The sequence below is a fragment of the Vitreoscilla stercoraria DSM 513 genome (assembly GCF_000382305.1).
GTDB lineage: Bacteria > Pseudomonadota > Gammaproteobacteria > Burkholderiales > Neisseriaceae > Vitreoscilla > Vitreoscilla stercoraria.
In genome coordinates this window covers 45577-70321 of sequence record NZ_KB908019.1, presented here as the reverse complement: position 1 = coordinate 70321, position 24745 = coordinate 45577, and the positions used below count along the sequence as shown (strand labels likewise).

At 43.3% G+C, this 24745-nt stretch carries 20 protein-coding genes and 1 pseudogene; 5 read left to right on the top strand and 16 right to left on the bottom strand.

Going from position 1 to position 24745, the window contains the following annotated elements:
* Window positions 1-155 precede the first annotated feature (155 nt).
* The 4 genes from H150_RS0101695 to hemN all read right to left on the bottom strand — a co-directional run bounded on the left by H150_RS0101695 (window position 156) and on the right by hemN (window position 3085).
* The gene (locus H150_RS0101695) at window positions 156-593 is read right to left on the bottom strand and encodes a hypothetical protein (RefSeq protein WP_019957311.1); all 438 of its coding nucleotides are present in this window, start codon (window positions 591-593) and stop codon (window positions 156-158) included.
* Between the two features lie 2 nt (window positions 594-595).
* The gene (locus tag H150_RS0101690; RefSeq protein ID WP_019957310.1) at window positions 596-1009 is read right to left on the bottom strand and encodes an OsmC family protein; all 414 of its coding nucleotides are present in this window, start codon (window positions 1007-1009) and stop codon (window positions 596-598) included.
* 25 nt (window positions 1010-1034) lie between these two features.
* The gene (gene rraA, locus H150_RS0101685; RefSeq protein ID WP_040755584.1) at window positions 1035-1529 is read right to left on the bottom strand and encodes a ribonuclease E activity regulator RraA; all 495 of its coding nucleotides are present in this window, start codon (window positions 1527-1529) and stop codon (window positions 1035-1037) included.
* A gap of 143 nt (window positions 1530-1672) precedes the next feature.
* On the bottom strand, window positions 1673-3085 hold the full coding sequence (gene hemN / locus H150_RS0101675; RefSeq protein ID WP_019957308.1) for an oxygen-independent coproporphyrinogen III oxidase: 1413 nt from the start codon (window positions 3083-3085) through the stop codon (window positions 1673-1675).
* Between the two features lie 290 nt (window positions 3086-3375).
* Here hemN and fnr point away from each other — a divergent pair, with 290 nt between their 5' ends.
* Complete coding sequence (fnr, locus tag H150_RS0101670; RefSeq protein WP_019957307.1) at window positions 3376-4092, top strand: fumarate/nitrate reduction transcriptional regulator Fnr; 717 nt, start codon at window positions 3376-3378, stop codon at window positions 4090-4092.
* Between the two features lie 51 nt (window positions 4093-4143).
* Here the strand turns inward: fnr and H150_RS0101665 are convergent, their stop codons facing one another.
* Window positions 4144-5094, bottom strand: a complete 951-nt coding sequence (locus tag H150_RS0101665) for a TraB/GumN family protein (RefSeq protein ID WP_081619522.1) — start codon at window positions 5092-5094, stop codon at window positions 4144-4146.
* Between the two features lie 111 nt (window positions 5095-5205).
* On the opposite strand from H150_RS0101665, the gene clpB reads away from it, so the two are divergent.
* A complete protein-coding gene (gene clpB, locus H150_RS0101660) occupies window positions 5206-7782 on the top strand; it encodes an ATP-dependent chaperone ClpB (RefSeq protein WP_019957305.1) in 2577 nt (858 codons plus the stop codon).
* A gap of 105 nt (window positions 7783-7887) precedes the next feature.
* Here the strand turns inward: clpB and H150_RS0101655 are convergent, their stop codons facing one another.
* The gene (locus H150_RS0101655) at window positions 7888-10701 is read right to left on the bottom strand and encodes a hypothetical protein (RefSeq protein WP_019957304.1); all 2814 of its coding nucleotides are present in this window, start codon (window positions 10699-10701) and stop codon (window positions 7888-7890) included.
* A gap of 597 nt (window positions 10702-11298) precedes the next feature.
* Between H150_RS0101655 and H150_RS0101650 the strand changes: the two genes are divergently transcribed.
* Window positions 11299-12795 (top strand): ATP-binding protein, encoded by a 1497-nt coding sequence (locus H150_RS0101650; RefSeq protein WP_019957303.1) that lies wholly within the window; start codon window positions 11299-11301, stop codon window positions 12793-12795.
* A gap of 134 nt (window positions 12796-12929) precedes the next feature.
* Window positions 12930-13454 carry a GTP-binding protein gene (locus tag H150_RS0101645; protein WP_019957302.1) on the top strand — a complete coding sequence of 175 codons (525 nt, stop codon included), beginning with the start codon at window positions 12930-12932 and terminating at the stop codon, window positions 13452-13454.
* A 113-nt stretch (window positions 13455-13567) separates the two neighbouring features.
* Here H150_RS0101645 and secB read toward each other — a convergent pair whose 3' ends face one another.
* The 7 genes from secB to hemE form a co-directional block, all read right to left on the bottom strand.
* Window positions 13568-14014 (bottom strand): protein-export chaperone SecB, encoded by a 447-nt coding sequence (gene secB / locus H150_RS0101640; protein WP_019957301.1) that lies wholly within the window; start codon window positions 14012-14014, stop codon window positions 13568-13570.
* A gap of 25 nt (window positions 14015-14039) precedes the next feature.
* Complete coding sequence (gene grxC / locus H150_RS0101635; protein WP_019957300.1) at window positions 14040-14300, bottom strand: glutaredoxin 3; 261 nt, start codon at window positions 14298-14300, stop codon at window positions 14040-14042.
* 74 nt (window positions 14301-14374) lie between these two features.
* Window positions 14375-15745: a D-alanyl-D-alanine carboxypeptidase/D-alanyl-D-alanine endopeptidase gene (gene dacB / locus H150_RS0101630; RefSeq protein WP_019957299.1), complete on the bottom strand. Its 1371-nt coding sequence runs from the start codon at window positions 15743-15745 to the stop codon at window positions 14375-14377.
* A 10-nt stretch (window positions 15746-15755) separates the two neighbouring features.
* A complete protein-coding gene (locus tag H150_RS0101625; protein WP_019957298.1) occupies window positions 15756-17924 on the bottom strand; it encodes a primosomal protein N' in 2169 nt (722 codons plus the stop codon).
* 22 nt (window positions 17925-17946) lie between these two features.
* The gene (cls, locus tag H150_RS0101620) at window positions 17947-19425 is read right to left on the bottom strand and encodes a cardiolipin synthase (RefSeq protein ID WP_019957297.1); all 1479 of its coding nucleotides are present in this window, start codon (window positions 19423-19425) and stop codon (window positions 17947-17949) included.
* Window positions 19422-20198, bottom strand: coding sequence for a J domain-containing protein (locus H150_RS0101615; protein WP_019957296.1), 777 nt, complete (start codon window positions 20196-20198; stop codon window positions 19422-19424). Before H150_RS0101615 ends, cls begins: the two co-directional genes overlap by 4 nt.
* Before the next feature lie 103 nt (window positions 20199-20301).
* Window positions 20302-21363, bottom strand: a complete 1062-nt coding sequence (gene hemE / locus H150_RS0101610) for a uroporphyrinogen decarboxylase (RefSeq protein WP_026353386.1) — start codon at window positions 21361-21363, stop codon at window positions 20302-20304.
* 168 nt (window positions 21364-21531) lie between these two features.
* On the opposite strand from hemE, the gene H150_RS13505 reads away from it, so the two are divergent.
* Window positions 21532-21993 carry a DUF4870 family protein gene (locus H150_RS13505; RefSeq protein ID WP_019957294.1) on the top strand — a complete coding sequence of 154 codons (462 nt, stop codon included), beginning with the start codon at window positions 21532-21534 and terminating at the stop codon, window positions 21991-21993.
* Between the two features lie 59 nt (window positions 21994-22052).
* On the opposite strand, the gene pssA is transcribed toward H150_RS13505, so the two are convergent.
* From pssA to H150_RS0101590, 3 genes and pseudogenes are all read right to left on the bottom strand, one after another.
* Window positions 22053-22811, bottom strand: coding sequence for a CDP-diacylglycerol--serine O-phosphatidyltransferase (pssA, locus tag H150_RS0101600; protein WP_026353385.1), 759 nt, complete (start codon window positions 22809-22811; stop codon window positions 22053-22055).
* A 60-nt stretch (window positions 22812-22871) separates the two neighbouring features.
* Complete coding sequence (hflX, locus tag H150_RS0101595) at window positions 22872-24023, bottom strand: GTPase HflX (protein ID WP_019957292.1); 1152 nt, start codon at window positions 24021-24023, stop codon at window positions 22872-22874.
* Between the two features lie 11 nt (window positions 24024-24034).
* Window positions 24035-24691, bottom strand: a pseudogene (locus H150_RS0101590) (phosphatidylserine decarboxylase); the annotation flags it as partial.
* Window positions 24692-24745: the final 54 nt, after the last annotated feature.

Below are 24745 nucleotides of genomic sequence, written 5' to 3'. Positions count from 1 at the left end.
CTCCTTGAAAAAAGGGAAGAGATGCCAAGACAAAATCTTGGCTATAAACCGATGACTTACGCTAACTCAAGCCATCCTCTTTGTCTAGTTTATTTAAATATCAGTACTTCATCCAAGCAATAAAAAAGACAGGAAATCCCCTGTCTAAAATTTTTTTATTTCAATGCTTTTTTATTGTATTGGCATGCTCGAATCAGCAAAGTCTCCAAACCTGTTCCAGGTGGTGGATACACCATTTTGGCGCGGGCATTGTCCCATTCTTTAACCACATTACCAACCACATCACGCGTCATGTCTCTCACATATTTAAGTTGACCTTTTTTACAATCAACATCAAATAAGGCAATTTCAGCACAAGTATTCATTCGGTATTTACTATGACATTGCACCACATCGGTTTTGACCAACATCGAAGCAGGATAACCGGCCTGAAAATGTTTGGTATCCATAAACGTTTTTTGTCCACGGCCATCATCATGAATAAATTGCCATTTACCACTGTCTTGATATTCGCTTGACGCAGCTTGCGCCGCACCAAAACACATGGTCAAAATCACAACCAATATCCATTGGTTGCTTTTGATTAACTTCATTTTTATGCCTCTACAACCTCAAAACTGTGAGTGACTTTGGCAGCTTGACCCAACATAATCGAAGCTGAGCAATATTTATCCGCAGACAAACTCACCGCTTTGCCCACAGCTTCTTCACTCAAATTGCGACCGACAACAGTAAAATGAATATGAATCTCGGTGAATACTTTAGGCACTGTTTCAGCACGCACCGCTTCCACACGCGCCTTACAATCCACCACATCTTGACGCTGCTTTTGAGCAATGCTCACCACATCAATACTTGAACAACCTGCAATGCCCATCAACAACAATTCCATTGGACTGGCACCGCGCTTTTCACCTGCCGTAGCGCTGCCATCCATCACCACAGTGTGACCGGTTGCATTGCTTGCTACAAAACAATTTCCATCTACCCATTGAGAGGTAATGAACATGTAAAGCCTCTTTTCTTTCTTTCAATCAACTGTGATGAATCGGCTCGGGTGAAACCAAAATACCATCTTCATCACTGTACACATAATGCCCTGGCACAAAATCCACAGCACCAAAACTCACCGTCACATCCACTTCGCCCACACCATCTTTAGCACTTTTGCGTGGATTGGTGCCCAATGCTTTCAAACCCATTTCCATGCGATTGATAGCCACACTGTCACGAATCACACCATAAATAATCACGCCACCCCATTGATTGTCACACGCCGCTTGTGCAATTTGGTCACCCATTAACGCACTTGCCAAAGAACCACCACCATCTACTACTAAAATATCTCCGTTACCTGAACTGTTGGCCAAGATTTTGACCAAGCCATTGTCACGAAAACAACGAACGGTACGGATGCGGCCTGAAAAGCGTTGGTGTTTACCATAACGCTTGAATTGTACTTCACAAGAAGGTGTTTCAGGTGCCAAATCAATCAAATCAGCAGTTTGTATGGCTTGTTCTAAGGGCATAATCACTCTCCAATGAGCTTCCAATATGGTATTCAAAACAGCGAAGCGGCATTTAATGATGCAATGCAAGGTCAAATTTTTGCATGAACCCACACACAAAGTAAAGGCGTCCTGTAAAGATGCCTTGAAAATCAAATAGATTGCTAATAAGTAGAAGAATAACGCCTAGACAAATTGATAGGATGGGTATTGAAATGGCGTAAATATCGATCAAATACCATCGCCACATTGCGAATTAAAAAACGACCTTTGGGTGTCACATCCAACCCGTCACGATCAATGCGAATCAAACCTTGTTCTTCTTGTTGCAATAATTCAGGCCACTCTTCTGCAAAATATTGTTGAAATAAAATGCCATACTGCTCTTCAAATGGTTCAAACAATAAACTCGATTGACACATCAACGTATGAATCACCCCTCGGCGCAAAATGTCATCAGGTGTCAATAAAAAGCCACGCATGGTCGGCAAACGACCTTCATCAATGCTTTGATAATATTGCTGCAAATCTTTTTCGTTTTGGACATAACTGGCACCGATTTTACCAATACTAGACACGCCTACCCCAACCAAATCACAATCGCCATGAGTGGAATAACCTTGAAAATTGCGTTGCAAGCGACCTTGTTGAAATGCTACTGCCAATTCATCCGTCGGTTTGGCAAAATGATCCATACCAATGAACACATAATCTTGCTCAGTGAGCCAATTGACCGCCCATTGTAAAATGTCCATTTTTTCCTTGCTTGAAGGCAAATGAGCATCGTCAATGCGCCGTTGTGGCATGAACATGTGTGGCATGTGCGCGTATTGGTAAAAAGCCAAACGATCGGGATCCAATTCAATGACTGTTTGCAACGTTTTTTGCATCGAAGCCAAACTTTGATGCGGCAAACCATAAATCAAATCCACATTCACCGAATGAAATTTTGCCGCACGCGCCGCCTCAATGATGGCACGAGTATGCTCTACCGATTGCACACGATTGACCGCTTTTTGCACCGACTCATCAAAATCTTGCACACCCACACTCAAACGATTAAAACCCAATTCACGCAATCGATACACTGTTTCTACCGATATTTGGCGCGGATCAATTTCAATTGAATACTCGCCACGTTCACTCAACTGAAAATGGCGCTGGATGTGTTCCAAAATTTGTGTCAATTGCGTCGCTGTTAAAAAAGTCGGCGTGCCACCACCAAAATGCAATTGAGCCAATTGGTGTTGACCTTTTAAATGGTTGCCAATCAAATCTAACTCACGCCCCAAATACGCCACATATTCATCTGCGGTCGCCACATTTTTGGTCACAATTTTATTGCAACCGCAGTAGTAGCAAACCGTATCACAAAATGGAATATGCACATACAAAGACAATGGTCGACTCAAAGCCCCTGCCTGCCTTTGATGCAAGGCTCGCAAGTATTGTTTGGGTCCAAACTGCTTATCAAATCGCTCTACAGTGGGATACGAGGTATAACGAGGACCATTTTTAAATAATTTTTCAACCAATGGTCGGTCAAAATCTACTGCTGTATTTTTATAAGTAAACACTCGAAAACCTATCTATATATCATGCTCATACATCATTTAATTAAACAATATCGTGCCACTTTTTATGCCAAAGCGGTTTAGCCTATATCAACATAAACCATCTGAATCATTTTTTTTTGATTCACATCAGGAAATGGCTGAAGTAAAATGATGTGTAGATTCCAAAATATATAAAAGCTATGCACTTCAAATAGCTCGTACAACAAAGTAATAAAGCTTTTTCAACCTTAATTTGCTCATTTTGTTGCAGCCTTTTTTTTTTAATTATTCACTTTATGAAAAGTCTCTGAATGCAACTAAAAACTTTGTGCTCCACCTGCTCTTTGCGCGAACTGTGTTTACCAGTAGGTTTAAATCCAGAAGAAATCACACAATTAGATGCTGTGATTCGCCAAAGCCGCCGCATTAAGCGTGGTGAATACCTGTTTCGAGCAGGTGAACCCTTTTCTGCCTTGTTTGCCATTCGCATAGGCTTTTTCAAAAGCGTCATTGCCAGCCAAGATGGCCGTGACCAAGTGACTGGTTTTTCTATGTCTGGCGAGTTGATTGGCTTGGACGGCATTTCATCAGGCGCCCATACCTGTGATGCCATCGCCCTAGAAGACAGCGAAGTGTGTGAATTACCATTTGATCGTATGGAAGATTTGACCCAAGAGATTCCATCGCTGCAAACACATTTTTACCGCTTGATGAGTCGTGAAATTGTCCGAGATCAAGGTGTGATGTTGCTTTTAGGCAACATGAAATCGGAAGAACGCATTGCTGCATTCTTATTGAATTTATCCCAACGTTTACAAAAACGTGGCTTTGCTGCCACCGATTTTATTTTGCGCATGTCACGCGAAGAAATCGGCAGTTACTTGGGCTTAAAACTGGAAACCGTCAGTCGCAATTTGTCAAAATTCCATCAAAGCGGTTTGATTGATGTGGACCACAAACACATTCGCATCAATGACATTCACAAATTAAAAGACATGGTCTCTGGCTGTGTTCACCAAACACCATAAAACAAACAACTATATCAAGCGTCCTGTAAACTTTACAGGACGCTTATTTTTTTAATGTGCCAAAACCGATTCCACCTTAAAACCACGCTCACGCAATAACACAATCAAACCATCCTTCCCAAACAAATGTGCCGCACCGACGGCCACAGTCGTTGGCTGTTGTTTGAAATGACGCTCCATTTTAGGCATCCACGCACGATTGCGCTGTGCCAATAAATCCTCATACAAAAACGCCTGCCAAAATGATTGATCTTGCGCAGCCAAATAACGCACCGCTGCTTTTTGATCTAAAATTTCTTGTACAAATGGGCGGCTGTTTTCATGTTGATATAATTGCAATAATTTCAATTGTTCTTGCAAAGCAGGCTCGTAATGTTGCAAGCTACTGTCCACACCACGCAATAAAACCGCTTTAGGAATCTGCATAAATGCCACTATTGGCTCTAAAGTTTCCAATGACAATACCGCTTTTTGCTGCTTTTTAGCTGCTTGATTGAGCAAAGCATCCACACCATATTCGATGCTGTATTCTGCAAAATTGTAATCGGTCACCATCATCATATAAGCCATCCATGGTGCAATGTGCGCATCGCCATCCAAAACCACTGCGCTACCATGTTGACTCAGCAAACGATTTAAAGCCGCAACACGCTTTTCGCCCCAATGTGCATGCAAAGACTTTTCATCATGTATCATCACCTGCAAAGCCATCACATTGGCAATACCATCCACCCCTTGCCAATCCTCTTCTCTAGACTCCACCACCAACAAACGGCTGTGCTGTAAAGCTTGTGCATAATCTGGATGTAAAGTGCTGCCTTTTTTACCTGTGTGTATCGTTCCGATTAAATAAGATGTGGTTTGATTCGGTGCAGTGACTTGCCACACAAAACCACCATGAGCATCGTTTGCCCATGCAATAGACACATTCCAAAAAAATAAAAAAATACCCAATAAAAATAAATGCCATTTTAATAAACAAGTTTGCCTAACTCTATTCACGCTTTCTCTACTTTCTGTTTATTGATGTAAAAATATGCAACCTAAACCTTGACTCTGCCATATCTAAACCCATATGGGATACATCAAGTAAACCTATTACAGGAGTGTTCCATGCGTTTTGAACAATTGACTCAGCGTTTCCAACAAGCCTTACAGGACGCCCAAAGTTTAGCGATGCGCAATGATAACGGCTATCTGGAAGCGGTACATATCTTAAAAGTATTATTAGACGATTTTGACAGCGGCAGCCAGTCGCTGTTGCAGCAAGCCCGTGTCGATGTGTTGCGCTTACAAAATGAAGCCCAACAAATGATACACAGTTTGCCCAAAGTCACAGGTCAAGGCGGTCAATTATTGCCTAGCCGTGAGCTACAAAATATTTTGAATTTGATGGACAAAGCCGCTGCCAAACGAGGTGACACATTCATTGCCAGTGAATTGTTTTTCTTAGCAGCGTTGCAAGAAAAAGGCAGCTTGGGCAAATTACTCAGTCAAGCTGGCGCCACCGAAGCCAATATCAACCAAACCATAGACACCATTCGTGGAGGACAAAGCGTGGACCATGCCAATGCCGAAGACCAACGTGAAGCTTTGAAAAAATACACTTTGGATTTAACCCAACGCGCACGCGATGGCAAACTCGACCCTGTGATTGGTCGTGACGACGAAATTCGCCGTGCCATTCAAGTTTTGCAACGCCGCACTAAAAACAATCCTGTGTTGATTGGTGAACCGGGCGTGGGCAAAACCGCGATTGTCGAAGGTTTAGCACAACGCATTGTCAATGGCGAAGTGCCCGAGTCTTTGAAAGGCAAACGCTTGTTGGTATTGGACTTGGCGAGTTTGATTGCGGGCGCGAAATTTCGGGGTGAGTTTGAAGAACGTTTGAAAGCCGTTCTGAACGATTTAGCCAAAGACGACGGTCAAACCATCATTTTCATCGACGAAATCCACACTTTGGTTGGCGCAGGCAAGGCCGATGGCGCGATGGACGCGGGCAATATGTTAAAACCAGCTTTGGCACGTGGCGAATTGCATTGTTTGGGTGCGACGACTTTGGACGAATACCGCCAATACATTGAAAAAGATGCCGCTTTAGAGCGCCGCTTCCAAAAAGTCATGGTCAATGAACCGAGCGTAGAGTCAACGATTGCGATTTTACGCGGCTTAAAAGAGCGTTACGAAATCCACCACAAAGTCAACATCACCGACCCTGCGATTGTGGCCGCAGCCGAATTGTCAGCGCGCTACATCACCGACCGCTTTTTGCCAGACAAAGCGATTGATTTGATTGATGAAGCAGCGTCTTTAATCAAAATGGAAAGCGAATCCATGCCCGAAAGCATGGACAAACTCAATCGCCGCATCATTCAATTGACCATTGAAGAAGCGGCCTTAAAAAAAGAAAACGACGATGCCTCTAAAAAACGTTTGGATTTAATACAAGAAGAATTGCGTGATTTACAAAAGCAATTCTCTGATTTAGACGAGGTTTGGAAAGCTGAAAAAGCCGTATCACAAGGCTCTGCCGGCATCAAAGAGCAAATTGATCAAATCAAAATCAAAATGGCGCAATTGCAGCGTGAAGGCAAATGGGAAGCGGTCGCCAAATTGCAATACGAAGAATTGCCTAAATTAGAAGCACAGTTACAGGCCGCTGAAAACAGCCCCAAAGGTGAAGAAGGCAATAAATTGTTGCGCACCGAAGTCGGTGCTGAAGAAATTGCCGAGATCGTCAGCCGCATGACTGGTATTCCTGTAGCCAAAATGATGCAAGGCGAGAAAGAAAAATTGCTGAATATGGAAGCGGTATTGCACCAACGTGTGGTTGGGCAAGACGAAGCGGTAACGGCTGTGGCCAATGCCATTCGCCGTTCACGCTCAGGCTTATCCGACCCAAACAAGCCTTACGGCAGCTTCTTGTTCTTAGGTCCCACTGGCGTAGGCAAAACCGAGTTGTGCAAAACCTTAGCAGGCTTTTTGTTTGACAGCGAAGAACACTTGATTCGCATCGACATGTCCGAATACATGGAAAAACACTCGGTTTCGCGCTTGATTGGTGCGCCTCCGGGCTATGTCGGTTACGAAGAAGGCGGCTATTTGACCGAACAAGTGCGCCGCAAACCTTATAGCGTGGTGCTTTTGGATGAAGTGGAAAAAGCGCATCCTGATGTGTTCAATATTTTATTGCAAGTATTGGACGATGGTCGCTTGACCGATGGACAAGGCCGCACCGTAGATTTTAAAAACACCGTCATTGTCATGACTTCCAACATCGGCAGTGCCAACATTCAATTGCTCGGCGAGCATGCAGCATACGAAGACATCAAGTCTGCCGTCATGGATGATGTGAAAGTGCATTTCCGCCCTGAATTGATTAACCGTATTGATGAAGTGGTGGTATTCCACAGTTTGGGACAAGCGCAAATTCGTTCCATTGCAGGCATACAATTGAGCAGCTTGCGCAAACGCTTGGCAAGTTTGGATTTGCATTTGCAAATTGATGATGATGCTTTGGATGTTTTGGCTGAAGTTGGTTTTGATCCTGTGTATGGCGCACGTCCACTCAAACGCGCGATTCAAGCACAAATTGAAAACCCATTGGCACAAAAATTGTTGTCAGGCTCATACGCCCCAAACAGCACCATTTTGATTTCTGCCCAAAATGGTCAATTGGTATTTGGATAATATTGGATAAACCAAGCGTCCTGTAAAGCTTACAGGACGCTTATATAGATGATAAGTACCATCAAAAAAAGACGCTGTTAGCGTCTTTTTTATTGATTCCATACATCATGCTACGCGTTGTTTTTTGCCATTGACACTGGGCTTAAGCCATTGCTTACGCAAATAATGCGCAGCCCTACTCCAAACCACATAACGACCCGCATCACGCCAATCTGCATCTTCCAAATCCACACCTAAAGGCAAACTCGCTTCTTTGATGTGATTCAATACCACGTCCAATTGATTTAGCAATGCTTCAGATTGATTGGTAAATACTTTCTTCGTGCGCATTTGCTCATTGGCTTCCACCAATTGCTGAATGTGCTCAAATGCAATATAGTCCACCACTTCAACCAAATCATTGGTTTCAAATCGCAAAGCAGTGTTGGTATCCGATATATTCAATACATATGCCGAAGATTCCTCAACCAAGCGTCCTGTAATCAAAGCCAATAATAAATGCTGACGGATTAATTCACGATTGCGGTTAATGCTATTTCTTTGCATCACTTCAATGGTATCGTTACTGCCATCAATATGCAGATGCAACAAAGCCTCTTCATCAAATTTAAACTGACGGTAGGCATTCAAAAACTCAGGTAGCTCTACCCATTCGTCTAAATAACATGTACTGGCATACACAAACTGCACACTGCGCTCACCATGGAAAGAAATTACTTTTGCAGTTGGCATACTTTGTTGCACACATTGCGCCAACCAAACAGCCACCAATTCATTTTTCTGAATATTGTCTTCACACAGCAAACATGCACTCTCATTGATGCTGTATTGCGTTGTCAACATATCGCCTAATGGTCGAATCAGTGTTTCAAATTGCTGATTCAAATTACTCAAGGTCAAACCACCAAGATGTTGTACTTGTTTTTGATCCAAAGCAGTGATGCGCAACTCAAACACTTTGCTTAAGATATCAGGATTGGTTTGAATAACCTCTCTCGCTGTTTGCGCTGAAATTTCATCAGCGTGACTTTGCCAAGAACCTTGTCCAATAAAATTCAACAAAACGTTGAAATTAGAATTACTGTCTAAACCTTTGGTCCATAATTGATGCAACTCAATTGCGGCGGCATCCGTCTTCGCCCGAATCACATCCACAAACAATTGCAAGCTGGCTTGATTTGGCTTCAAGAGATAACAGCTTTGAACACTGTCACTGATGCGATGAAACCATTTTTCTTGCTGTAAACTTAAAGACTGATTCAGTTTTTTTTGTGCTTGAGTGGCATGACTTAACCATGCTTCAGCGGCATTAGACAATTGCTGTTGTAAATTCAATAAATAAGGCTGCATACCTAAAATCAAACGTTCGGCAAACACATTGGCTTTATAGTGACAACGATGCATGAACAAATCACTCATTTGATTGGCCACTTCTTCAATCGAAACCTCAGTTTCAATTTTTGCACGCTCTGTCCAATCACCACGTTGCCATTGCCCAGACATACTTTCCCACCACGCCGCGCCAGTTTTAACCTGCTCAATGGATTTTTCTTGCTTAATCAAATAATTGTGATGGTCTTGAACATAATGAATGATTAAACTCTCAATGACTGATTTCAAGGTACTTAAACCGCTTTGACCTTGCTGCCATGATTGCCAAAAATGTTTTTCAATTTTAGCAATATACGCTTTAGACATTTTATTTAAGCGAATATCGGAATGGTCGTAATACTTTTCAACGCCTTTTTGACGAAATTTAGTATCATAATAACTGCGAAAATTGGTTGCAATGAATTCAGCTTTATCATGCCAACTGTCTTTTCTGTGCTCCAATTCCAATAAAACTTGGCGTTTGTATTGATCCCATTCATTTTCAATACTGTGTAACTCACCCAAAACCATATTGCAACTATCAGCATCTAAACACAATTGCTCACTGGTTAAAATAAAACCCAATTGATTCAAAGCTTCTAAGCTGTATTGCTCTTGCTCAGCACCCTTACCTTGGCTTAAAGCAGTCAATAATTTTGCTTGGCATTTGAGCATTAATAATTCTTCTAAAGCCTCCACATCAAAGTCCAATGCAATTTCAAGCATAGAAGCAAAGCGTGGTAGTAACTGCATACTTTTAGCGGTACTGCCTTGAAAAATCTTATGCCCCTCTTGACTCAAACTTTGACGCAAAGTCCCATAATCATTGTGCTCGACATTGGACAACTTCAACAAAGCATCTATTAATTGCAAAGTTACCGTATTGCTTTGCGCCTCTGGATATTGCTGTAAATAAGCAATGTCCCATAAAGGTGCATCATTAGTATAAGCATTGCCAGTACGAATATCCGAGGGCGTCCATTTACCTTGGCTTAATTGACTTAATTCAGTCACCGCAGCCCCAATAACCGCGGCTTGCTCAACCGATAAGTCATCCATCTTCGGCAAGAAGAATACAGGATAAAAGTGACAATTAGGATATTGCTGCTTCAAACCAAACAAACAATCTACCCATACTGCATTGGCAAAAGAATCCACCATATCAATAAGCATAACCACACTGTCAGGCTCAATGGCATTGTCTCTCAAACTAGAAGCCACACAACTCCACACCCAATCTTGATGTTGAGAAAACAACACCCGTGCATAACGACGTGACACCTTAAAATCTGCAAACGGAATTTTTTTCTTTTGAGCTGGCTCATTATCTAAGAATGGTAGTAATTGCTTTAATAAAGTGCGTCTTAAATCCACACAATACGGTTGCCACAAAAATAGACCATCAGTAGGTACAAACTGATTTTGGCTACTGCAAATACGCACTGCTGCATAAGAACTGTTTGCTACGGGAGCAGCCATTCCATCTAATTCACTAGAAGATTTAAACAAATCCCCCAATCCAATAATCAGCTTCTTTTCAGCATTCATTTCACACTCTCCGAATCACGGATGGATCACCTTCAAGACTTTTCATGTTATACAAAGCAATGATAATTTGCATGGAATAATATATAGATCTCAATTGCATCGATCTAATCAATAAACAGTTGCATAATATGCAATTCAATGTAAACTCACAAGCCAAAATCATAAAAACAATGACCATCACACCATGATTCAATGCCCATATATTGATTCCACCGAATAATAGGCCAGACATAAAATAATCATTTTAAATTAATAAATTAAATGGGATACTCACCTACATCTCTAATATTAATTAGTAAGTTAAACAATATAAAAGTTTCCATCATCAAAACTTTTCCATGAGCGTTATTGAATGTCACGCGTTGATTAACGGTATTTTTAAATTTTAAATTGTTTAAATTTTAATGACTTAAGTATAAATTAGGTGAATTTATGCACTTTACCGATTTCTTTGACCAAACATCTATCAGCCACTATAAAAAATTACATCTTATTTTTTTATTTAACTTACTATTAAGTGGCATTCTGTTTTTCACAACTTATTTGCTGTGGCAATTTCAGTCCGCCTGGTACATCATGCCGCTGTTAGGCATAGTCATGCAGTTTTTATATGCTTATTTTATTTGGCAACAACAAAACCAATTTCAACGACAACAACAACATTCATTAGCACAACAACAGCAATATGAAATGATGTTTCAAAACATCAACAGCGGACTGTTTTTACTAGATAGAAACCACCATCTAAACCAACAACACTCACGCCATCTAAATACCCTGCTACACCAATCTGAATTGCGCGGTAAAAATATGGTCGCAGCCTTACGTCCCTTCATTTCAAAAACAGAAGTGCCTTTGATTGAGCGCTTTTTGCAACAATTATTTGACCCTACTATTTCACTTCACTTATTACAAGAACTCAATCCATTAAGCCACATAGACTTACACTTCACCGACCAAAACACTGGCACACATATCTCAAAGTGCTTAAGCTTTCACTTTACACGTATTTATGAGCAACAAGACATTACACACATCTTGGTGACCGTCAACGAAATCACCCTAGACTCTCAAGTCGATAATGTCATGCCTCATGCTATTGATACACATACTCAGTTTTTACTGTCACTGATTTACTTAGATACCAGTTCTCTACAAAACATCATTGCACAAACCACCAAACATATTGAAGCCTTATCCTATCTTTTAAAACAAGAATGTAGCCGTCCTGAAGCTTACAAACTACTCATTCCAACTTTATTACAACACACTGAACAATTGCAACAAATGGCAAATCAATACGAATTAACTGTATTGTGCCATTTACTGGATGAATTTAATTTACAACTACTCGATTTAAAACAACAACATTATTTAAACCGCACCCATTTTCAGCCGCTACTTGTGTTAACCCAGAGACTACAAAATCTTGTCCATCTGATGGAACAAATTGATGCCCGTTTTGAGGCTTTAAAACAAACACCTCAAGAAGCGCATTTGGCATCCGAACCAACCAATTATTCTATGGAACTGGCTTGGCAAGAAGATGATCAACTTCAACAATGGCAACACGATTTGGCGAACATCGCACAACACAATCACAAAAGCATTCACTTAACGTGCCCATCACATTTATTTCAACATCTTCCTTTGCAGTTGGCTTATAAATTACAAGACTGCGCATGGTATTTGATTCAATATGCAGCCATGTATCGGATTGAAGAACCTCTTTTGCGCGAACACCAAGGCAAAAATTCATTAGGGCAAATCACCGTCTCTTTCACCAGCACAGATTCACAACACATTTTAAACATCGAAGATGATGGTCAAGGCATAGATTTTGACGCCATTACTTTATATGCAATGGACTTGGGCTGGCTTGCAGAAAATCAAACTTCGCCTATAAATTCAGAACAATTGTTACATTGTCTTTTTGAACCTGAATTTGCGCCATTGTCTGCCATCAATGCAGCAAAAAATGCACAAAGCTTATATAGTTTACGCAACTGGTTAGATGAAAAAGGTGGTCAAATCAACATTCAAACTGAAAAAAATACTTGGACTTGTGTCACAATAAAACTACCAAAATCATAGAATCACTCAGGCAATTCTTTCATGTAATATGCAACTTTTAAAAAGGACTCTAATCTAAATATTCAATAAGGATACATACTTAAGCATCAAAATCACATTTCGAAACCTATCAATTAAAAAAGAGGGGGGTCTCTGTGTTTGAGCATAAAATCATCTTTACAGGTCCCGTTGGCTCAGGAAAAACCACACTCATCAAAGCTTTTAGCGGTTCTGATCCTATCTTAACCGAGGTACGCGCATCTGATGATGTATCCAAAATCAAAGACCAAACCACGGTTGCCATGGACTATGGTTCCGTCATTTTAGATGCAGAAACCAAAGTACACTTATATGGCACGCCAGGTCAAAAACGATTTGATTTCATGTGGGAAATTCTCAGCCGTGGCAGCATGGGTTTGGTCATATTGATCAATGGCAGCGCAGAAAAACCATTAGAAGACTTACATTTTTATTTGTCTGCATTCAAAGATTTGATTATCGAGCAAGATTTGCCTGTTGTGGTTGGCATCAATCAAGTCGACAAAGACAATCCCATGCCCAATCGCAGCGATTACAAAGGCATTACTGAGCAATTTCGCATCGGCATTCCTGTTTTATTAATGGATGCGCGCGAAGAACGTGAAGTCAGACGCTTGGTAATGACTTTGCTTTTTAGTTAGATTTTTTCATTGATCTCATGACAATACAAAATCACAATCACATCAGCAACACCATTATTATAAAAAAAGCGTCCTGTAATCTTTACAGGACGCTTTCATCATTACAATGCTAATTAAGCATTGCCTTGAACCGCTTCACCTTGTGATTGGTACATGGCTTCAAAATTGATTGGCGCCAACATCACAGGTGGGAAACCTGCGCGGGTAACCGTTGTAGAAATGGCTTCACGTGCATACGGGAACAAGATGTTAGGACAAGCCACGCCCAACAACAAATTCACATCTTCATCATCAATATTCGAAATGCGGAAGATACCGTTTTGAGTCACTTCACTCAAGAACATGGTTTTGTCTTCTGTCGCCAACTTAGCCGTCACTGTCACAGTCACGCTCACGTTGTAAAAACCTTCTTCAATTTTATCGCCACGCGTTGCAATTTTCATTTCAACTTCAGGAGACTCATTGGTCAAGAAAACTTGAGGTGCATGAGGCACTTCCAAAGACAAATCTTTGACATAAATTTTTTCGATGCTGAATACTGGTTGGTTTTCTTCTGCCATTTTCGTTTTCCCGTTCTTTAAAAAATCATTCGCCGTTTAATAAGGTGGCCAATTGACCTGCTCGATTGAGCGCATTCAAACTGTCAAATCCACCCACATGGGTTTCGCCGATAAAAATCTGTGGCACACTGCGTAAGCCTGTGACTTCTTGCATGTATGCGTATTGTTCAGCATCTCTATCAATTCTCACTTCTTCTACTTCAGTCACGCCATATTGTGCCAATAAGCGTTTTGCCATCACACAATATGGACAATATGAGGAAGTGTACATGGTCACTTTTTGCATCACACTTGCTCCATCTTTCAATATGGCATCAAGATAGGGACAATTGTCTCAAAATGCAAGTACTGCATCTGTGATTATTGTGCCAAATCCATAATTCTCATTGCCAAGGCATCCAATTGCTCGGTGGTGTGATTCGCTTCAGGACCATTGATAAAAATACTCAAGGCAATGGTCTGTCCACGTTTGTTCACTCCATAACCTGCCAATGCCTTAACCCCATTGAGCGTACCCGTTTTTAAAAACAATTGACCGCGCATAGACTGTAAGCGATTGCGCAAGGTTCCATCTATCCCCGCAATAGGCAAACTTTGTCTAAAAACCGCTTGCATCGCACTTTGGTCTATGTGTTTGAGCATGTCACTCATACTGCGAGCGCTGACTCGCTCAATGCGTGACAAACCTGAACCATTTTCAACGACCCAAGCTTTGGTATCCCAAGGAGCTTGAGTTAAGCGCTGACGCAACACACTCAAAGCTTGAGCGCCATCACCTTGGTTTTGAGGATGTGCCAACAAGACCAATGAACGTGCAATCACATTGTTAGAATACTTGTTCATGCGGTTGACCATCTCAGACACAGGCAAAGATGCATGTCGGCTCAATACTCTACCAGCTGGAATGGGGCTTTGGCTCACACTAAAAGTTTGTGCACCTGTACCACCCAAGCTTTGCCACAAACCTAAAAATGCCTTGTGTGCATATTCCGCTCCAACGACACCTTTGCTATACAATTGATTCTGAGCACAAGCAGCAGTCACACTGCCTTGTAGTGCAATCACATTGTCAGCCGACCAGTAGCTTTTCAAACGGCGTTTGAGCATGCCACAAGCACCATTGCCCACACGGCGCACCAAATCATCATTGACCGTCACATGGGCCAAAGGAGGATGAACTTGCCAACGTGCTGCTTCATTGGGTGAATATTGCAGCCACACGACATGGTAATTGAGCATGTGCGGATGTGGATTGACCGTAAATGCGGCCTCACCATCATCGTTGAAATTCAAAGCCGTAGGAATGTTTTGCCACAAGCTTTCGTCCAAAACCAATTTGCCTTGAATATGACGTATGCCTTGCGCTTGCAATTGCTTCATCATACCCAACATATCTTCTTGATTGAGCAAAGGATCACCACTGCCACGCCACACCAAATCGCCTTTCAAGACGCCATTTTCAATTGGAGCGCGACTGTGCCAATAAGTGTGGACTCGGTGCTGCGCACCCAAAACATTCAAACTGTGCCAAGCCGTTACCAACTTCATGGTCGAAGCTGGATTCATCAGCGCATCAGCTCGGTGCTCCGCCACGACTTGTTTGGTTTGTACATTCTGTGCAAAGACAGCCACTTCATCGGCACGCAAAGTACCCAAATTCAAAGCCTGTGCCCACATCGGCATCAACAAGCACGCTAACAAACCTATTTTGATTGTTTTCTTCTGTAACATCCATCCCCCATTAAGCATCTTGTACATCCACATCCAAAGCAAAACGCCACTGGCTTTGATGCGGCATCGCATGCAGCAAAGCGGCCTGAAACAATCGTCCTGCTTTGTGTAAAGATTGTCGCGATGGCGCTTGTAAAAAAATTTGTGCGCGCTCACGCTGATTCAATCTGGCCATCAACATCGGTACGGGACCAAATGCACTGACATCTTCAGGCAGCTCTATATTTTCTAAAATCTGCTCTAATAAATTTTGTGCCATGTCCATTTGTGGTGCATCCACTCGCACCGCCAACATGTGGGCAAACGGTGGGAATTGGTAAGCTTGTCGCAACGCCAATTCTTGATTGGCAAACGCTGCATAATCTTGCTTCACCAAAGCATGAAACACGGGATGCTCAGGCATTTGCGTTTGCAACAACACCCGACCTGCGGTTTCGGCTCGACCTGCTCGTCCTGAAACTTGCAACAATTGCGAAAACAAATGTTCAGGCGCACGAAAATCACTGGAATACAAAGCGCCATCAGCATTCAAAATCACCACCAAATTCAAACGAGCGAAATCGTGCCCTTTCGCAAGCATTTGCGTACCAACCAACACATCAACCGCATCGGCTTGGATTTTCTCATATAAATCGTGCCAATCTTGTTTGCCGCTGGTGCTGTCTCGATCCACTCGCACAATGCGAGCATGTGGCAACCATTCTTGTAAGGCCTCTTCTATTCTTTGCGTACCTTGCCCAAGCGGTTTCAGGTCGGTATCGTGGCACTCACTACAAAACGGTGGTACAGCTTGGCGCAAATCACAATGATGACAACGCAATTGATTCTGTCGTTGATGCCAAACCAATTTTGCCGAACAATTGGGACAATCAAACGTATGCCCACAAGAGGTACACGCCAATACAGGCGCAAAACCACGGCGGTTTAAATACACCAAAGACATACCGCCTTGTTGCCAATTTTTCAGCAATGCTTGTTTCACGGGTTCAGACACGCCATGTTCCAACGGCAAACGACTGACATCTAAAATATGTACCTTGGGCAAAGTCGCTTGGCTATTGGCTCGCATTGGCAAGGACAACAATTGAAAACGCGCCGTTTTGGCATTGTTCCAAGACTCTAAACTGGGTGTTGCGCTGCCCAATACAATGGGACAAGACGCTTGCTTGGCTCGCCACAACGCCACATCTCGCGCATGATAACGCAATTCGTTTTGCTGTTTGAATGAACCATCATGTTCTTCATCCACCACAATCAAGCCTAAATTGGGCATGGGCGTGAACACGCTTAAACGCGTGCCAATAACCAAAGACACCTCGCCTTTCATCGCCCGCACAAAATCTTGGCTGCGTACGCCTGCAGCAGTTTGACTGTGTAATACCGCCGTTTCATAACCATAAAACCGCTCTTGCACACGGGACAATAATTGCGGCGTCAAATTGATTTCAGGCAACAACATCAACACTTGTTGTCCCTGCGCCAATACTTGCGCCATCACTGCAAAATACACTTCGGTTTTACCGCTGCCTGTAATCCCATGCAGTAAAAATGCTTGAAATTGGTTCAACGTTGCCACGATGGCGGTTTTGGCTTGTTCTTGCGCTTCATTGAGCACAAATTCAGTCGCAAAACCCATTTTCAAAGGCGTGTCGCGCACATCCAGATAGCCTTGTGCTTCATATTGCGCCAACTGTGCTGCCGCTTGTGGATGGATTTGTTTCAATTCTCGCAGTGACAGACATTGACTGTGTAAAGCTTGCCACAATGCATGTTTTTTATGGTGGCTCAATGAGGGTTCTTTGACTGCGGTTTTGCCTGCTTCATTAAAGCGATACCAACGCTTGGTTTCTTGCGCCACAAAACCCTCTTTATCACGCAAGCCTTGTGGCAATGCCGCCCCCACAGCTTGACCCAAAGGGTACAAATAATAACGACTGCAAAAATCCATCATCTCACGCCAATGACGGCTTAAGGGCGGTACGTCTGCCAATACTTCCAATACAGGCAACACTTTGGCGGCATCAAAATCCAATTCTTCCACTTGCGCCCACACCACACCAACGCTGCGACGATTGCGAAACGACACCACCACCAAAGTACCCGCAGGCAACACAGTTGGATGAGAATAAGTAAACAAGCGCTCAAGCGGCACATTGATGGCGATTTGGTGCCAATACATCGAATTGAACTTTCTAACAAAATTACAACAAAGGTCCTAATAAACGCACCACGTTTTCAAGCAGGCGTGATGGCACAGAACGGTGTTTCCAAGCTTGCGCATCGACCAAAATACTGTCTTGCAAATAATGCTGTTGTTGTGCTGCCAACACACGAATATCTGCCACGCTGTACAAAGCCAAGGTCAATTCCAAATTCAAATAAAAGCTGCGCATGTCCATATTGACCGTACCAAAGAAAGCGACAGATTCATCAATCACCACACTTTTGGTGTGTAATAAACCGTCCTGAAACTGAGCAATGTGTACGCCGCTGTCGAGCAATTCTCGAAAATAAGCCAACGACGCATGGCGCACCAAAAAAGAATCGACCTTCGCTGGCACAATCAAAAAAACCGATACCTTGCGCCTTGCGGCTGTGGTCAATGCCAATAACAAAGCATCATCTGGTACAAAATAAGGCGTACTAATGACGATATTGTGTTGGGCCTGATACAACGCAGCAATCAAAACATCATAAAAAACCGTGTGAGATTGGTCTGGCGCGGAAGGAATCAGTTGTATGAGCGAACCTGTTTTCCGTAAACGCTGAGTGGCCAATTGAACAAAATCACCACGGTTGCGCCACCAATTTTGCACTTGTAATAAGTCTTGTTGCCGCTCAACTGCCACATCTGCATAAAACATTGCCAATAAATGCAATACCACCGCCCCTTCGACCCTCACCACCATATCGACCCATTGTCCCACATCCGAGCTTTGTTTGAAGACTTGTGAATCCACCAAATTGTAACTGCCTGTATACGCCACATGCTCATCGACGACCAACATTTTGCGGTGGTTGCGCAAATCACTGCGTACCAATAAAGTTTTTAGCAAGCCCACAGGCAAAGATTGATGCAATAGCACGCCGGCTTGACGCAAACGTTCATACCAAGCCGATTTGAAAAACGATGCGCTGCCCAAACCATCTGCCATAATTTCACAATGCACCCCTCGTTCACGTGCAGACAACACCGCTTCTAAGACATGCGCCACCTGACCTTTGGGTTCAATGATATAAAACATCAACACCACAGTTCTTTGCGCCTGATGAATATCGACCACCATGGCAGCTAAAATGGCATCTGTTTGATTTAAAAACTGACATTGATGACCGCTATTGACAGTAAACCCCGTAGCATGACTGGCTATATCGCTAATGGATTGCCAAGGAGATGGTAATACCGCTCGTGGTAAACCATGCGCCACATATTCGCGGCTGAAATCTTGATAAAACTGTGTCAACTCTTGCTTGCGTCGCAGCCTTGCTCGACCCAAACGGGTTTCGCCCACCAAAAAATACGCCACTACGCCTACCACTGGCGTCAAAATCAACACAACCAACCACGCCAAAGCCACGCCCGTTTTTTTCTGAAAATACAATACCCGCAGCGCACAAATCAAAGTCGCCATCAAATGCAACCACAATAGGATTTCAGACCAAGACGTGGCTGTTATCATGGCTTTAAAGCTCGATATTCAAAAACAAACGTGCTTTGATCTTGATCGGGCAATATGATCGTCACCTTGCCATCATGTTCAAAACTGCTTAAGATGCTGTCCGATACAGCGGCTGCCAAATAATTACCATGCGCCTGTGATGGCAAAGCAAAACGATTGTACTCATCAAAAACCAATTGTATGCGGCAATCATTTTCACAAAAAATATTTTGATCTAATACCATCAATAATTGCGCAGGTTCACCCTCTGGCACCGACAAAACCAGTTTGGCTTGTTTGAACATAGAAAATTCGTTTTGCAATTGTGTCGAGGCTTGCATATATTGCGGTGTCGGTGCATACATTAATTGGCTAGACTCCCACGCACCCATTTTAGGTTGGGCGCTGTGCACGATACCCTCTTGTGCGTCTGCTTGTTGCATTTTGGCCATTTGTGCACGCTCTTGTGCTTCTTGTCTTTTTTCGGCTGCATCTTGTCGCGCAAAATGCAGCCCCACCAACCCGCCCAATAACAATACCACCAATACCGTCACCGGTATCCAAAACGGCATACTCGACTTCAAACCCGAACCGCCACGCACTCTAGCGGCGACTTTGATACCCATTTTATGGTTGTATATCTTGCGCATTTTAGGGTCAATCAAGCAATTGCGCGCTTGCATCAAAACAGTTTCTTCCACATCACCACGCTGGCGTGCCAAGCGAATCGCCTTTTCCACATCCATCGATGTGGCATTGCTTTCAATGCCTAAAATCTCATAAAAATTCTGCATACTTGTTCCCCTGACAATTCCCAACCAATAATGGTGTCAGCATTCTAAACCCATAAAAAAGCGTCCTGTAAACTTTTTACAGGACGCTTGAAACATGATGCAATCAATCGTGGTAAGCACGCGACAACTGGTGCACGCTATCGATTAAAATCTTTGCATGTTCAGGATGGGTAAATTGGTTGATGCCATGACCCAAATTGAACACATGCCCAGAACCTGTTCCAAACTCTGCCAAAATGCGCGCCACTTCTGACTCAATCAACTCAGGCGTACCAAACAAAGCAAACGGATCAAAATTGCCTTGCAAAGCCACTTTGTCGCCCACACGCGCTTTGGCTTGGCTCAAATTCACCGTCCAATCCAAACCCAAAGCATCGGCACCGATGTCTGCCATTTTTTCAAGCCACAAACCGCCGCCTTTGGTAAACACAATCACTGGCACTTGGCGACCTTCAGATTCGCGTTTCAAGCCCGCCACAATTTTTTGCATATAACGCAACGAGAAGTTTTGATAAGCCGTTTCACTCAACACCCCGCCCCAAGTATCAAAAATTTGTACCGCTTGCGCACCTGCATCAATTTGCGTATTCAAATAAACGATAACTGAATCAGCCAATACATCCAACACGCGATGCAACAAATCAGGACGCTGATACATCATGGTTTTGATAGTGCGAAATTCTTTGCTAGAGCCGCCTTCAATCATATAACACGCCAAAGTAAACGGGCTGCCTGAAAAACCAATCAATGGCACTCGCCCATTCAAGGCTTTGCGGATGCTGGAAACGGCATCGGTGACGTATTGCAGTTTGTGCATGTCCATCACTTCCAAAGCCAAAACATCGGCTTCGGTTCTTACAGGACGCTCAAACTTAGGACCTTCACCTTCAGCAAAATACAAACCCAAGCCCATCGCATCGGGAATGGTCAGGATGTCTGAAAACAAAATCGCCGCATCCAAATCAAACCGTTCCAAAGGCTGTATGGTGACTTCGGTTGCCAATTCGGTGTTTTTACACAAAGACAAAAAGTCACCCGCTTGCGCACGTGTCGCACGGTATTCAGGCAAATAACGACCTGCTTGGCGCATCATCCACACTGGTGTGTATTCCACCTCTTGCTTTAACAAAGCACGTAAAAACACGTCGTTTTTCAATTCGGTCATGTCCACCATCACAAAAAATTTTTAATAAGATGCCTGATTATAGCCAAAGATGGTTTAATAATGGCTGAGTTCACACAAAGATGTTGATAGAAAATCCAAACTTTGTTCAGACACATGTCTCAAAATGCCTGACTCAATGTGTCACTTAACCCGATTAGGAGTATTGTTATGAGCAGTCATGAACCCAACCCTTCTGAATCCAAACCATCGAGCATCAGTTTAGACAAACATCAAAGCGTCACACCCACGCCTGAGCCGTCCCAAACAACTTATCAAAATCCGCCTCATGACCCAAGCAGCGATTCAGCCGAAGCGCGTCAATATGTGTTGATTATTTACATTTTGTTTGCCATTGGTGTGGTCACAGGTTTGAGCGCCTTAATCGGTGTCATCATGGCATATGTCAAACGCAATGATTTAGAAAGCACCGTGTATGCTGACCACATTACCTTTTTGATTCGGACATTTTGGATTGCTTTTGCCGCGTCATGCGTGGGTTTCATAACCACGCCCATTATAATTGGCTTGTTGATTTTGCCTTTGGTATTTGTTTGGTATGTGTATCGCTGCATCATGGGTTTTATCAAATTCAACGAGCGCAAACCGATAGATCCTTTGGCTTGGTGGTAAATTCCCATTTTATTAACGCCAACAAAAAAGCGTCCTGTAAATTACAGGACGCTTTTTATTTACATTGCAGCAGGTGTTGCTGATTTTTTCTTCATGCGTTTTAAAATCCACACCACATAGCCCGAACAACTGTAAGCCAAGAACATCAAAAACAACACCAAAGCTGGTTTCCACCAAATCAACAAAATGATACAAACAATCAGCAACATGGCCCAATAAGGCTCTTGGCGCAAAGGTCCAAACTCTTTGAAACTCCAAAATGGAATTTGCACAATCATCGACAAACCTGCAAACAACGTCAAAGCCAAACAAATATAAGCAATGCCCGGAATGCTTTCAAAGCCATGATGCACCCACACCAAGCCTGCAATCAAAGCTGCGGCGGTTGGACTTGGAATACCAATAAACCAACGCTTATCAGCCTTGCCGATCATGGTATTGAACAAAGCCAAGCGCAAGCCTGCACAAGCGCAATAAATGAAAGCAATCGCCAAGCCCAAATGACCAAACTCATACAATTGCCATTTGTACGCAATCAAAGCAGGCGCAACACCAAAACTGACCATGTCCGCCAAGCTGTCCATTTGCTCACCAAAAGCCGATTGGCTATTGGTCATGCGCGCCACACGCCCATCCATGCCATCCAAAATCATCGAGGCAAACACATAAATGGCCGCCAATTCAAATTTATCATGCACCGTCGCCAAAATAATGGCTTGAAATGCAGCAAACAAAGCAGCAATTGTGAACGCATTCGGTAGCAAATAAATGGCATTGTCACGCAAACGTTTTTGTCTGACTTCTTCTGGTTCTGATATATCGACTTCTTGTGTCTGTGTTATGGTTTCTTTTTCTGTTTCCATCCCATTCATCCTTCATTAAGCCTGCGCTTTTTCTGTCATCCAAGCACGCAAATCAGACAAGCCTGCCCCGCTTTGCACCGAAACATGCATTGCGACCACCTCACCTTTGGCATCGACCACAGCGCCTTCAGGCAACACATTATTCTGAGGCAACAAATCAATTTTATTCAATACCAATAAAGTTGGAATATCATCTGCCTTGATTTGTTTCAACACTTCATTGACATCATCAATTTGGCGTGACCATTCAGGATGCGAACGATCCACCACGTGTAACAACACATCCGCTTGTGCCGTTTCTTCGAGCGTCGCGGCAAATGCTTCAACCAAGCTGTGCGGCAAATCACGTACAAAACCCACTGTATCGGTTAAGACCACGTTCACATTCGGAGGTGCCAAAAACAAACGCCGAGCAGTCGTATCCAAAGTGGCAAACAATTGGTCTTTGGCCAATACTTCCGCCTTGGTCAAACGATTGAACAAACTGGACTTGCCTGCATTGGTATAACCGACCAAGGCAAACGTTGGTGTACCATTGCGATAACGGCTTTTGCGCTGGGTTTGGCGTTGTTGTTTGACTTGCTGCAATTGTTGTTTCAAGCGGGTGATTTTGCTGCCGATCAAACGGCGGTCGGTTTCCAACTGCGTTTCACCCGGACCTTTCATGCCAATACCGCCTTTTTGGCTTTGCAAATGCCCATAACCTCGCACCAAACGGCTCGACAAATGCGTCAATTGTGCCAATTCCACTTGCAATTTGCCTTCTTGCGTGCGCGCTCGCTGCGCAAAAATATCCAAAATCAAGCCCACTCGGTCTATGACTCGACATTGGCATGCTTTTTCCAAATTGCGCTCTTGCGTGGGTGACAACGGGTGATTGACCACCACCAAATTCGCTTCAAACTGCGTCACCAAATCCGCCACTTCCTCAGCCTTACCACTGCCAACGAACAAAGCAGCATTGGGCTTGTCTTTTTGGCAAGTCAAGGTTTCGACCAACTCGCCGCCTGTGGCTTTGATAAGCTCTTTGGCTTCGGCCACAGCGGCCTGAAAGTCGTTTTGACGCACGACACGATTGCCACCAAAATCGGTGAAATCGACTGCCAACAACACAATGCGTTCAGGACGCTTGTCGCTGGCATCAATGTCTTTGTGAAGTTTAGCCATTATTCAGGACGGCTTTGTTCAGGCAAACGTGCCAAGACGGTTGTTGAGGCCGACACTTTTTGACCAATCGTCACTTGCGCTTGTGCATCCACAGGCAAATACAAGTCCACGCGTGAACCAAAACGGATAAAACCATAACGCTGACCACGATACAAACGGTCTGTGGCTTTGGTGTAACACAAAATGCGACGCGCCACCAAACCTGCTACTTGGACAAACGTAATTTTGTGACCCGTATCGGTGTGCATCAAAACCGCATTGCGCTCGTTTTCCAAACTGGCTTTGTCCAAATCAGCATTCACAAACAAGCCTGGAAAATATTCTACTTTCTCAACCTTGCCTTCAATCGGTGAACGATTCGAATGCACATTGAACACATTCATGAACACGCTGATTTTCAAAGCTTCACATTGGCGATAAGGGTCTTGGGTTTTTTCAACCACCACAATGCGACCGTCAGCTGGGCTGGTGATGGCATGTGCGTCATGAGTAGGTGTTTCGCGTGCAGGATCGCGGAAAAATTGCACCACAAATATGGTAATCAACCAAAACGGCAACGACCACGCACCAAACAAACACGTGATTATCAAACTGGCAATCAAAGTAACCGCAATAAACGGCCAACCTTCGCGTGCCAAAATAGGATGAGGATAATGAGCTTTAGCCACAATACTTCCTTTATAACTCGATATATTTAAGCAAGCATTATAACCACTTTCAAT

Excerpts from the sequence above, each read along its gene's own strand:
- rraA (WP_040755584.1), bottom strand. The coding sequence starts at position 1,529 with ATGCCCTTAGAACAAGCCATACAAACTGCTGATTTGATTGATTTGGCA.
- H150_RS0101655 (WP_019957304.1), bottom strand. The coding sequence starts at position 10,701 with ATGAATGCTGAAAAGAAGCTGATTATTGGATTGGGGGATTTGTTTAAA.
- cls (WP_019957297.1), bottom strand. The coding sequence starts at position 19,425 with ATGATAACAGCCACGTCTTGGTCTGAAATCCTATTGTGGTTGCATTTG.
- secB (WP_019957301.1), bottom strand. The coding sequence starts at position 14,014 with ATGGCAGAAGAAAACCAACCAGTATTCAGCATCGAAAAAATTTATGTC.
- hemE (WP_026353386.1), bottom strand. The coding sequence starts at position 21,363 with ATGACCGAATTGAAAAACGACGTGTTTTTACGTGCTTTGTTAAAGCAA.
- H150_RS0101625 (WP_019957298.1), bottom strand. The coding sequence starts at position 17,924 with ATGTATTGGCACCAAATCGCCATCAATGTGCCGCTTGAGCGCTTGTTT.
- grxC (WP_019957300.1), bottom strand. The coding sequence starts at position 14,300 with ATGCAAAAAGTGACCATGTACACTTCCTCATATTGTCCATATTGTGTG.
- H150_RS0101695 (WP_019957311.1), bottom strand. The coding sequence starts at position 593 with ATGAAGTTAATCAAAAGCAACCAATGGATATTGGTTGTGATTTTGACC.
- H150_RS0101650 (WP_019957303.1), top strand. The coding sequence starts at position 11,299 with ATGCAGTTTTTATATGCTTATTTTATTTGGCAACAACAAAACCAATTT.
- H150_RS0101690 (WP_019957310.1), bottom strand. The coding sequence starts at position 1,009 with ATGTTCATTACCTCTCAATGGGTAGATGGAAATTGTTTTGTAGCAAGC.
- clpB (WP_019957305.1), top strand. The coding sequence starts at position 5,206 with ATGCGTTTTGAACAATTGACTCAGCGTTTCCAACAAGCCTTACAGGAC.
- H150_RS13505 (WP_019957294.1), top strand. The coding sequence starts at position 21,532 with ATGAGCAGTCATGAACCCAACCCTTCTGAATCCAAACCATCGAGCATC.
- H150_RS0101615 (WP_019957296.1), bottom strand. The coding sequence starts at position 20,198 with ATGCAGAATTTTTATGAGATTTTAGGCATTGAAAGCAATGCCACATCG.
- dacB (WP_019957299.1), bottom strand. The coding sequence starts at position 15,745 with ATGTTACAGAAGAAAACAATCAAAATAGGTTTGTTAGCGTGCTTGTTG.
- hflX (WP_019957292.1), bottom strand. The coding sequence starts at position 24,023 with ATGGCTAAACTTCACAAAGACATTGATGCCAGCGACAAGCGTCCTGAA.
- fnr (WP_019957307.1), top strand. The coding sequence starts at position 3,376 with ATGCAACTAAAAACTTTGTGCTCCACCTGCTCTTTGCGCGAACTGTGT.